A 10,436-nucleotide genomic window follows, 5' to 3' on the forward strand; every position below is an offset into this window, starting at 1 on the left:
CCCGGTGTGGAGTGGATCACAGGGCGGCGCGGGGCGGGGAGGGGCAGAATCGGACGGGTGCGATACGTGATCATCGGGGCGGGCGCGGTCGGCGGCACCATCGGCGTACGGCTGGGGGAGGCCGGCCGCGACGTGACGCTGGTGGCCCGCGGCGCGCACCTGGACGCGCTCCGGGAGCGGGGTCTGACCCTGCGCACGCCGGACGGCACGGTGACCAGCCGGCTGCCCGCGGTGGCCGGGCCGGACGGCCGCCCGCTGCCGGCGGACACCGTGCTGGTGCTCACGGTCAAGTCCCAGGACACCGGGGCGGCCCTGGCTACCTGGGTGGACACCCCGGTCGAGGGCGGCGGCACGGCGGGCGAGCGACTGCCCGTCGTGCTGGCCCAGAACGGCGTCGCCAACGAGCCGGCCGCGCTGCGGCTGTTCGCCCGGGTGCACCCGGTCTGCGTCTGGCTGCCCGCCACCCACCTGGAACCCGGCGTGGTGGTGGCGAACGGGTACCCCCACCCGGGGATGCTGCACGTCGGCCGCTACCCGTCCGGGGCGGACGACACCAGCCATGCGGTCGCCGCCGACCTGACCGCCGCCGGGTTCGTGGCGCCGGTCTGCGACGACGTGATGCGCTGGAAGTACGGGAAGCTCCTCGCCAACCTCGGCAACGGCCTTCAGGCGCTGCTCGGCCCGGAGGTGCCCGAGCCGCTGGCCGCCCGGGTACGCGCCGAGGGGGAGGCCGCCCTGGCCGCCGCCGGCATCGCGCACACCACCCGCGCCGAGGAGGCCGCCGAGCGGGGCGACCGGGTGGGGCACCGGCCGGTCGACGGCGAGGAGCGGGCCGGCGGCTCCACGTGGCAGAGCCTGGCCCGGGGCGCCGGCTCCGCGGAGGCGGACCACCTCAACGGCGAGATCGTGTTGCTCGGCCGGCTGCACGGGGTGCCCACCCCGGCCAACGCGGCGGTCCAGGTCGCCGTCCGCCGTGCGGTCCGCGAGGGGATCCCGGCCGGCGGCTTCCCGGTGGCCGAGCTGGAGAAAATGGTCGGCTGACCGGGCAACCGCGGCCCGGGTGCCAGGCGTCTCCCCTGCGACCGCCACGGGGGAGGTAGCAGGGTGCCGGACGTCGACGGGTTCGACGAGTTCTACCGGGGCAGCCGACAACGGCTGCTCGGCTTCGTCTTCGTGCTCACCGGCAACCTCGCCGAGGCCCAGGACGCCGTGCAGGAGGCGTACATCCGGGCCTGGCAGCGCTGGTCGACCGTGCGCGGGTACGACGACCCGGAGGCGTGGGTGCGGGTGGTGGCCAGCCGGATCGCGGTGAGCCGCTGGCGCAGCCTGCGGAGCCGGGCCCGGGCCTACCTGCGGCACGGCGCGGAGGAGAGCATCCCGGGGCCGAGTACCGACACGGTCGAGGTGGTGGCGGCGCTGCGCCGGCTCCCCGAGGAGCAGCGCACCGCCATCGCGCTCTACTACCTGTGCGGCATGCCGGTGGCCGAGGTGGCCCGGGAGACCGAGGCGCCGGTCGGCACGGTCAAGGCGCGGCTCTCCCGGGGGCGCGCCGCGCTCGCCGGGCTGCTCGCGGTCGTGGATCTGGAGGAGGCCGCAGATGCGTGACGATGACCTGACCTTCGTCGAGCTGGTGCAGCGGGAGCTGCACACGGTCCGCTGGCCGGAGCCGGCCGAGATCCGGGCGCGGGGCCGGCGGCGCAGCCGGCTCACGGCGCTGGCGGCGGCGGTGTCCGTGCTGGCGGTGGCTGCCGGTTCCGCCGTCGCGGTGGCCGCCCATTCCCCGACGACGCCCACGCTCGCGGCCGTTCGGGGCGCGTCCGGTGAGCGCGCCGGGGTGCCGCAGGAGGCGTTGCTGGCCGAGGCTGACCTGCCGGTGCCGGCCGACATGGAACTCGGTGAGTCGGGTGCCCGGGAGCCGGTGGAGATCGACAAGCTGCTGGTGACCTGCGCCAGGGAGCAGGGCGAGCCTGTGGCCCCGGTGGTCTCCCGGCACTCACGGTCCCGGAGCCTGCTCCGGAACCTGGCGGCGGGGCAGAGCAACACGGCGCCGATGCCGCTGCTCACACAGGATCTGTACCGGGTCGAGCCCGGAGGGGCGGACCGGGTCTTCACCGACCTGGACCGCTACGTGACGAGCTGCTCGACCTGGCGGCAGACGACACCGGTGCTGCGGGACGGGCAGGCCGGGCAGGTGTCGATCGTGTACGGCTGGCAGGTGGCGGCGCGGGACTTCGCCGGCGACCGGGCGGTCCTGCTTCGCCACACGGAGAAGGCCGCGGAGCCCGATGAGCCGCTCATCCAGCCGGAGTCCGGGGAGACCGTGCGGGTGGTGGTGCAGGTCGGCGACCTGATCACGGTGTTCGGGCCGCTGAACGGGCCGGTCTCGCACACGTCCGGGGAGCTACCGCTGTTCACCGACGGCGAGCTGCGCGGGCTGGCCCGTACCGCAGCCGAGCGGATGTGCGCCGCCGCCAACCCGCCCTGCTGACGCGGCGGCCCCCCACCGCCCTTCGGGGTGGGGGGCCGCCGCGAGCGTCCGCGTCAGAGCGGGATGTTGCCGTGCTTCTTCGGCGGGAGGGTCTCGCGCTTGGTGCGCAGCACCCGCAGCGCCCGCACGATCTGGGTCCGCGTCTCGTGCGGCGGGATGACCCCGTCGACGTACCCGCGCTCGGCGGCGATGTACGGGTTGGCCAGGGTGTCCTCGTACTCGGCGATCTTCTCGGCCCGGACGGCGGCCGGGTCCTCGGCGTTGGCCAGCTCGGAGCGGTAGAGGATGTTCACCGCGCCCTGCGCGCCCATGACCGCGATCTGGGCGGTCGGCCAGGCGAAGTTCAGGTCCGCCCCGAGGTGCTTGGAGCCCATGACGTCGTACGCCCCGCCGTACGCCTTGCGGGTGATGACGGTGACCTTCGGGACGGTGGCCTCGGCGTACGCGTAGATGAGCTTCGCGCCGCGGCGGATGATGCCGTCCCACTCCTGCCCGGTGCCGGGGAGGAAGCCGGGGACGTCCACGAAGGTCAGCACCGGGACGTTGAACGCGTCGCAGGTGCGCACGAACCGGGCCGCCTTCTCCGAGGCGGCGATGTCGAGGGTGCCGGCGAACTGCATCGGCTGGTTGGCGACCACGCCGACCGGGCGCCCCTCGACCCGGCCGAAGCCGACCACCATGTTCTGTGCGTAGAGCGGCTGGACCTCCAGGAACTCGCCGTCGTCGAGGACGTGCTCGATGACCCGGTGCATGTCGTACGGCTGGTTGGCCGAGTCCGGAATCAGCGTGTCCAGCTCCCGGTCCTCGTCCGTGATGTCGAGATCCACATCAGCGGAGAAGACGACCGGCTCGTCCAGGTTGTTCGACGGCAGGTACGACAGCAGCGCCTTCACGTACTCGATCGCGTCCTCCTCGTCGGTGCCGAGGTAGTGCGCGTTGCCGCTGCGGGCGTTGTGGGTGCGGGCGCCGCCCAGCTCCTCCATGCCCACGTCCTCGCCGGTGACCGTCTTGATGACGTCGGGGCCGGTGATGAACATGTGCGAGGTCTGGTCGACCATCACGGTGAAGTCGGTGACCGCCGGGGAGTAGACCGCGCCACCCGCGCACGGGCCCATGATCAGCGAGATCTGCGGGATGACGCCGCTGGCCCGCACGTTGCGGAAGAAGATCTCGCCGTAGAGGCCGAGCGAGGCGACGCCCTCCTGGATCCGCGCGCCGCCCGAGTCGTTGATGCCCACGACCGGGCAGCCGATCTTCATGGCGAGGTCCATCAGCTTGACGATCTTCTCGCCGAAGACCTCGCCGAGGGAGCCGCCGAAGACGGTGAAGTCCTGCGCGAAGACGCAGACCTGCCGGCCGTCCACCGTGCCGTAGCCGGTCACCACGCCGTCCCCGTACGGGCGGGTCTTCTCCAGCCCGAAGTTGGTCGAGCGGTGCCGCGCGAATTCGTCCAGCTCGACGAAGGAGCCCTCGTCGAGGAGCATCTCGATCCGCTCCCGAGCGGTCTTCTTGCCCCGCGCGTGCTGCTTCTCGACCGCGCGTGCCGACCCGGCGTGCACCGCCTCGTCGAGCCGTCGCTCCAGGTCCGCCAGCTTGCCGGCGGTCGTGTGGATGTTGATCCCGGTCTCGGTAGTCACCCAGGGAATATAACGATGGTTCAGGTGGGTGACGCTGTGCAGTGCGCCTCACCGCTTCGGGGCGACCGGCCGGCGTGCGGGCCGTAGGCTGGCGGGATGCCCGGCTCGCCGTACACGGATCTGGACCGCCCGCCCCTGTCCGCGGCCCGGCTGCGGCGCGCGCTGGTCGCCCCGAACGGGCCCTGGCGCCGGCTGGAGCTGCGCGCCGAGACCGGCTCGACCAACGCCGACGTGGCCGAGGCCGCCCGGGCCGGCGAACCGGAGGGCCTGGTGGTGGTCGCCGAGCGGCAGACCGCCGGCCGGGGCCGGCGCGGCCGGGTCTGGCAGTCGCCGCCGCGGGCCGGCCTCGCGACCAGCGTCCTGCTCCGGCCCGGTGAGGCCGACGCGGAACGCGGCTGGTCGCCTGTGCCACCGCAGGGGTACGGCTGGCTGCCGCTGCTGGCCGGTGTCGCGCTGGTCGAGGCGGTGGCCCTGCTGGCCGAGCTGGACGCCCGGCTCAAGTGGCCCAACGACCTGCTGCTGGACGGCGCGAAGTGCGCCGGCGTGCTCGCCGAGGCGGTGCCCGGTGCGGGGCCGGACCAGCCGCCGGCCATCGTGGTCGGCATCGGCCTCAACGTGACCCTGCGGGCCGACGAGCTGCCGGAGAACCCCACCGGGCTGCCGGCCACCTCGCTCCAGCTCGCCGGTGCCACCGCCACCGACCGGGACCCGCTGCTGCGCGCCCTGCTCCGCTCGCTCGCCGACTGGTACGAGCGCTGGCGGGACGCCGGGGGCGACGCGGTCGCCAGCGGCCTGCGGGACGCCTACCTGGCGGGCTGCGCCACGGTCGGCCGGGAGGTCCGGGTGCTGCTCCCGGACGGCCGGGAGGTGCGCGGCGCCGCCACCGGTGTGGACCCGGACGGGCAGTTGCTGGTCGCCGGCCCGGAGGGCGAGCTCCGCCTCGCGGCGGGCGACGTGCTGCACCTGCGCTGAGCACCCTCCGCGCGGCCGATCCCGCAGGATGCGCCGACCGGTTACGGTCAGCGCGTCCTGTTCTGCGAGGAGGTTCCCGTGGCGTTCCCCGAAGACGTGCTCACCGAGGACGAGCACGTCGTGCTGCATCTCCACCCGCACTGGAAGGCCCTGATCCGGCCGATCCTGGTGCTGGTGCTCGCCGTCGCGGCGGTGGTCGCGGGCTGGGTCCTGCTGCCCGAGGGCGACGGCGGCACCATCGCGCTCTACGTGATCGCCGCGCTCGGCCTGGTGCTGGTGTTCTGGCTGGGGCTGTGGCCGTTCCTGGTCTGGCGCACCACCCACTACCTCTTCACCAACGAGCGGGTGCTGCTCCAGGAGGGGGTGTTCTCCCGCAACCGGCGGGACCTGCCGCTGACCCGGATCAACGACCACGCCATGCACCAGAAGTTCCTGGAGCGGATGCTCGGCTGCGGCACGCTGACCATCGAGTCCGCCGGTGAGCGCGGCCAGTCGGTGCTCAACGACGTGCCGCACGTCGACAAGGTCCAGACCAAGCTCTACGAGCTGGTCGAGGCCCACCACGACCGGCACAGCCTGGGCGACGGCGAGATGCGCGACATCCTGGCCGACATGACCGAGGGCAAGCCGCTGCGCGACCCCTCCGCCTGATCCCGGAACGTTCCGGCGCCCGCCGGGCGGGCGCCGGAACGCCGGGTGGGAGTCAGTGGCGCGGGGCGCGGCGCGGGGTGGGCTGGAGTTCGGCGGCCAGTTCGGCGTCCAGGTCGGCGCCGAGGGCGCGGCCCAGGCCGGCGTCGGCCGGTGCGGGGCGGATCTGGTGTGGTGGGTAGTCCCCCGCGCGGCGCTCGCCGAGCGGGCGCTCGGTCTCCTCCAGCTCGCTGACCGACTCGGCCAGCTCGGCCACCGGGTCCATCTCGGCCATGGTGTCCCACTCGTCGCGTGGAATGGCGTGCCAGGTCTCCGCGGCGTGCTTGGGCACCGGCTGGAACACGAACGTCCGGTAGGACCAGAAGCGGAAGAGGGTCGCCAGCAGGACGCCGCAGGTCTTCGCCACGTTCAACGCGAGCAGGCTGTGCACGCCGAGGCCGTACTTGGCCAGCGCCAGGACGCCCAGCTCGATGACGAGGCCGGCTCCGTTGAAGAGGAAGAACAGGACGTATTCGCGGCGAAGCGCCGATTTCGGCCGATCCCGGTACGTCCAGTGCCGGTTCATCAGATATGACGTGATCGTCGCGACGATGGTCGCGATGACGGTCGCCTTCAGCTGGCCGTTGCGGAAAACCGTGAGTGCCAGCGCATTGAACACCGCGTAATTGATGACGGTGTTGATGCCGCCGACGATGCCGAATTTGAGCGCCTCGTGGATGAACTTCTGCCAGCGCTCGGGCAGCAGACGGACATGAGGCATGCGGAACACCTTAGGGCAGTGGGCAGGGCCGGCTGGGCCCGGCAGGACGGGATGGGCGGCGGGTCACGCCCCGGACTCTCGGTCGCGGCTCGTCGCCGGAACGGGCGGATTTCCCGCCTCGACGAAAACGAACCGTCGGTACGACCAGAACCGGAACAGCGTCCCCAGGCCGGTGCCGACGATGAAGCTGGCGATGTTGTCGGCCAGCGGGGTCTGGAACACCTCGGGCCACACCGCGCCGAGGCCGTAGCGGCTGATGGCGAGACAGCCCACCGCGATGCCGAGGCCCACCCCGTTGAAGAAGAAGAACAGCGCGTACTCCCGCGCCGGGTGGGAGCGCTGGCGGTGCCGCCAGGTCCAGAACCGGTTGCCGAGGAACGCCAGGGAGGCCGCGACCACGGTGGAGACGGTCTTGGCCGCCACCGGCGGCATGTGCCGCACGCTTGCCAGGTAGTTGAAGAGAGCGAGGTCGACGAGGAAGGCGAAGCCACCCACCGTGGCGAACTTGCTCATCTCACGGACCAGATGACCGAAGCGGTCGATCAGTGCCCCGATCAGACCTCGACGGGTCTGCGGAGCCCCCGGTTGATCCCCGGTCATCGTCGCTGCCACCCGCCGAGAGTACCGGGTGCGCGCTGCGGCGACGGGCCGCAACGGCGAGTCGGCGGTCCGCCGCCCCGGCGCCCCGCCTGCCGGGCGGTCCGACGCGTCCCGCGCCCTTTCCGGTGACCGCCGTCCGTTTTCGATATCCGTGAGCGCAGCGTAACCGCGAGTGGCGGAATTGTGGAGCGGATCACGGAATCGTCGTTCGGGTCAGGCCGGTCGACTTCGACCCGTCAGGCGGCTCCGGGAGGTTGGCGGCGTACCGGGTCGTCGGAGGTTCTCCGCAAGATTTGCGTGAAACTGCGCGCGAAAGCGGGTAAGAGATCGCGATGCCGCAGCGTGGCCGTACCTTGTGCAGTTCTTCACAACCAGTCCCACTGACTGGGGAGGCAGCCCGGTTTACGCTGAGCCCAATCCCAGGTTTCCACGAAGGCGACGCACCGGCTCGCCAGAACTCGTGCATCCCATACATCGGTCAGCGTCGACCACAAGGAGATGTGACATGGTTGCTCCGGCTACTGTTCGGGGTATCGATCAGGCCCCGACGTCCCACCCCAAACTGCTCGCCTGGGTACGTGAGGTCGCGGAACTGACCACCCCCGACCGGGTGGTCTGGGTGGACGGGTCCGATGAGGAGTGGCGCCGCCTCACCGACGAGCTCGTCGACAAGGGCACCCTGATCCGGCTGAACCCCGAGAAGAAGCCCAACTCGTTCTACGCGCGGACGGACCCGACGGACGTCGCGCGGGTCGAGGAGCGCACCTTCATCTGCTCCGTCGACGAGGCGGACGCCGGCCCCACCAACAACTGGATGGCGCCGGCCGAGATGAAGCGGACGATGACGGAGCTGTACCGCGGGTCCATGCGCGGGCGCACCATGTACGTCATCCCGTTCTGCATGGGGCCGGTCGAGGCGGAGAGCCCGATGTTCGGCGTCGAGATCACCGACAGCCCGTACGTGGTCGCCTCGATGCGCATCATGACCCGGATGGGCGAGAAGGTCCTCGAGGCGATGGGCGACGACGCCGACTTCGTGCACGCGCTGCACTCGATCGGCGCCCCGCTCGAGCCCGGCCAGCAGGACGTGGCCTGGCCGTGCAACGAGACCAAGTACATCTCGCACTTCCCGGAGAGCCGGGAGATCTGGTCCTTCGGCTCCGGCTACGGCGGCAACTCGCTGCTCGGCAAGAAGTGCTACTCGCTGCGGATCGCCAGCGTCATGGGCCGCGACGAGGGCTGGCTCGCCGAGCACATGCTGATCCTCAAGATCACTTCGCCCGAGGGCCGGGTCTACCACATCGCGGGCGCCTTCCCGTCCGCCTGCGGCAAGACCAACCTGGCCATGCTGGAGCCGACCATCCCGGGCTGGAAGGTCGAGACCATCGGCGACGACATCGCCTGGATGCGGTTCGGCCCGGACGGCCGCCTCTACGCGGTCAACCCGGAGTACGGCCTCTTCGGCGTCGCCCCGGGCACCGACTGGAAGACCAACGCCAACGCCATGCGGACGCTGGACCGCGGCAACTCCGTCTTCACCAACGTGGCGCTCACCGACGACGGCGACATCTGGTGGGAGGGCATGGGTGAGCCGCCGGCGCACCTGATCGACTGGAAGGGCAACGACTGGACGCCGGAGAGCGACAGCCTCTCCTCGCACGCGAACAGCCGGTTCTGCACCCCGATCACGCAGTGCCCCATTCTCGCCGACGACTACTACGACCCGAACGGCGTCCCGATCGACGCGATCCTGTTCGGCGGCCGGCGCCGGGACACCATCCCGCTGGTCACCGAGGCCCGCGACTGGGTGCACGGCGTCTACATGGGCGCGACGCTCTCCTCGGAGACCACCGCCGCCGCCTCCGGCGCCGTCGGCGTGGTCCGCCGCGACCCGATGGCCATGCTGCCGTTCATCGGCTACCACGCCGGCGACTACTTCCGGCACTGGATCGAGATGGGCAAGGGCGCCGACGGCGACGAGGCCAAGCTGCCCAAGATCTACTACGTCAACTGGTTCCGCAAGGACCCCGAGGGCAACTTCCTCTGGCCGGGCTTCGGCGAGAACTCCCGGGTGCTCAAGTGGGTCATCGAGCGCCTGGAGGGTCGCGCCGAGGCGGTCGAGACCCCGATCGGCATGGTTCCGGCCCAGGACGCGCTCGACGTCGACGGCCTGGACATGACCCCGGAGGACGTGCGGATCGCGCTCAAGGTCGACCCGGAGGAGTGGCGCAACGAGCTGCCGCTGGTCACCGAGTGGTTCGAGAAGTTCGGCGACAAGCTCCCCGGCGTCCTCTGGGCCGAGCTGGACGCGCTGCGCGCCCGGCTCGACGCGGTGCCGCAGAAGTAGAGGTGTGACGCGAGCCCGCACCGGGCAACACGGGATGCCATGAGGACGGCCGCCGAACCTGTCGAGGTCCGGCGGCCGTCCGCCGTCCGGGCGCTGACCGTCCTGCTCGCCGTCACGGCGGCGGCCACCGTCGTGGTCGAGCTGCTCAACTACTGGTACGCCCCGGAGCAGGAGGTCGGGCTCGCCGTCCGCACCGGCTGGGCCATGCTGCGGTCGCTGGGCTTCCTGCTGCTGATCGGGCACGTCAAGCGGGGCCGGGTGGTGGCGAAGCCGTTCGGGCTCATCCTGTCGGTGACCACGGTCTTCGCGGTGGGTCGGCTGGTCGTACCCCGGGCGGGGGTGCCGCCGCTGCCCGGCCTGCTCGGCTTCGCGGTGCTCACCGCGCTCTGCGTCGCGGTGGTGGTGCTGCTCTACCGCTCCGAGGCGGTCGGTGGGCACCTGGTCCGGCACCGCAAGGGCCTGGTCGTCGAGGGCGGGGTGATCTCCTGGCGGGAGGTCGTCCCGAAGCGCCCGCCGGTCACCGGCTGGCTGCTCACGGCCCGGGTCGCCGCGTTCACCTACAGCCCGCTGATGCTGGTTCCGGCCCTGGTGGCGACCGGCTCCATCCTCGACGGGCGGATCAGCGCCGTGCCGGCCGTGCTGTTCTGGTTCGCCGCCGGCATCGCGGTCAGCTACGCGGTGCTCTTCTGCACCGCCTTCCTGCTGCGCGACCGCCGGTGGGCCCGCAAGCTCCTGGTCGTCATCACCCTGACCACCCTGGCCGTGGACCTCCCCCTCTGCTGGTGGCTCCTGGGCACGGACGGCCTGATCCGGGACGGCGCCCCCCTCGTGACAGCAGCCCTGCTGACCCTGTACTCCCTCCACCGCGCAACCCCCACCCCACCCACCCCATCCCCTTCGCCGCGTTGATCAAGAGGTTTGCGTCAGGAATCGGCCCCGTTCTTAAGCCAAACCTATTATAAAAAACCCTTGGTGGGGTGTTTT

Annotated in this window: 10 protein-coding genes; 7 read left to right on the plus strand and 3 right to left on the minus strand. The window is 71.7% G+C overall.

The window, feature by feature from the left end; all coding sequences use genetic code 11:
- Positions 1–57 precede the first annotated feature (57 nt).
- The 3 genes from ABZS80_RS00830 (at position 58) to ABZS80_RS00840 (ending at position 2,488) form a co-directional block, all read left to right on the plus strand.
- Positions 58–1,041 (plus strand): 2-dehydropantoate 2-reductase N-terminal domain-containing protein, encoded by a 984-nt coding sequence (locus ABZS80_RS00830; RefSeq protein ID WP_355053804.1) that lies wholly within the window; start codon positions 58–60, stop codon positions 1,039–1,041.
- Positions 1,042–1,104: 63 nt separating this feature from the next.
- Positions 1,105–1,605, plus strand: a complete 501-nt coding sequence (locus tag ABZS80_RS00835; RefSeq protein ID WP_151465428.1) for a SigE family RNA polymerase sigma factor — start codon at positions 1,105–1,107, stop codon at positions 1,603–1,605.
- Positions 1,598–2,488, plus strand: a complete 891-nt coding sequence (locus ABZS80_RS00840; protein ID WP_355053805.1) for a hypothetical protein — start codon at positions 1,598–1,600, stop codon at positions 2,486–2,488. Before ABZS80_RS00835 ends, ABZS80_RS00840 begins: the two co-directional genes overlap by 8 nt.
- Positions 2,489–2,541: 53 nt before the next feature.
- On the opposite strand, the gene ABZS80_RS00845 is transcribed toward ABZS80_RS00840, so the two are convergent.
- On the minus strand, positions 2,542–4,125 hold the full coding sequence (locus tag ABZS80_RS00845) for an acyl-CoA carboxylase subunit beta (protein WP_151465430.1): 1,584 nt from the start codon (positions 4,123–4,125) through the stop codon (positions 2,542–2,544).
- Between the two features lie 96 nt (positions 4,126–4,221).
- Between ABZS80_RS00845 and ABZS80_RS00850 the strand changes: the two genes are divergently transcribed.
- Both ABZS80_RS00850 and ABZS80_RS00855 read left to right on the plus strand, forming a co-directional pair.
- A complete protein-coding gene (locus ABZS80_RS00850; protein ID WP_355053806.1) occupies positions 4,222–5,097 on the plus strand; it encodes a biotin--[acetyl-CoA-carboxylase] ligase in 876 nt (291 codons plus the stop codon).
- A gap of 78 nt (positions 5,098–5,175) precedes the next feature.
- The gene (locus ABZS80_RS00855) at positions 5,176–5,748 is read left to right on the plus strand and encodes a PH domain-containing protein (RefSeq protein ID WP_151465432.1); all 573 of its coding nucleotides are present in this window, start codon (positions 5,176–5,178) and stop codon (positions 5,746–5,748) included.
- Between the two features lie 52 nt (positions 5,749–5,800).
- Here ABZS80_RS00855 and ABZS80_RS00860 read toward each other — a convergent pair whose 3' ends face one another.
- On the minus strand, positions 5,801–6,505 hold the full coding sequence (locus ABZS80_RS00860; RefSeq protein WP_355053807.1) for a GtrA family protein: 705 nt from the start codon (positions 6,503–6,505) through the stop codon (positions 5,801–5,803).
- A gap of 63 nt (positions 6,506–6,568) precedes the next feature.
- A complete protein-coding gene (locus tag ABZS80_RS00865; protein WP_151465435.1) occupies positions 6,569–7,105 on the minus strand; it encodes a GtrA family protein in 537 nt (178 codons plus the stop codon).
- A gap of 505 nt (positions 7,106–7,610) precedes the next feature.
- Between ABZS80_RS00865 and ABZS80_RS00870 the strand changes: the two genes are divergently transcribed.
- Both ABZS80_RS00870 and ABZS80_RS00875 read left to right on the plus strand, forming a co-directional pair.
- Entirely contained in the window at positions 7,611–9,452 is a 1,842-nt protein-coding gene (locus tag ABZS80_RS00870; RefSeq protein ID WP_355053808.1) for a phosphoenolpyruvate carboxykinase (GTP), read from the plus strand.
- Between the two features lie 39 nt (positions 9,453–9,491).
- Positions 9,492–10,361 (plus strand): hypothetical protein, encoded by an 870-nt coding sequence (locus ABZS80_RS00875; RefSeq protein ID WP_355053809.1) that lies wholly within the window; start codon positions 9,492–9,494, stop codon positions 10,359–10,361.
- Positions 10,362–10,436 lie beyond the last annotated feature (75 nt).

The organism is Micromonospora sp. NPDC005305, assembly GCF_040607315.1.
In the GTDB taxonomy this organism is placed as follows: Bacteria; Actinomycetota; Actinomycetes; order Mycobacteriales; family Micromonosporaceae; genus Micromonospora.

What these genes read in the sequence shown, in the direction of transcription:
- ABZS80_RS00840 (WP_355053805.1), top strand. Translation starts at nt 1,598, where the DNA reads ATGCGTGACGATGACCTGACCTTCGTCGAGCTGGTGCAGCGGGAGCTG.
- ABZS80_RS00850 (WP_355053806.1), top strand. Translation starts at nt 4,222, where the DNA reads ATGCCCGGCTCGCCGTACACGGATCTGGACCGCCCGCCCCTGTCCGCG.
- ABZS80_RS00860 (WP_355053807.1), bottom strand. Translation starts at nt 6,505, where the DNA reads ATGCCTCATGTCCGTCTGCTGCCCGAGCGCTGGCAGAAGTTCATCCAC.
- ABZS80_RS00865 (WP_151465435.1), bottom strand. Translation starts at nt 7,105, where the DNA reads ATGACCGGGGATCAACCGGGGGCTCCGCAGACCCGTCGAGGTCTGATC.
- ABZS80_RS00870 (WP_355053808.1), top strand. Translation starts at nt 7,611, where the DNA reads ATGGTTGCTCCGGCTACTGTTCGGGGTATCGATCAGGCCCCGACGTCC.
- ABZS80_RS00875 (WP_355053809.1), top strand. Translation starts at nt 9,492, where the DNA reads ATGAGGACGGCCGCCGAACCTGTCGAGGTCCGGCGGCCGTCCGCCGTC.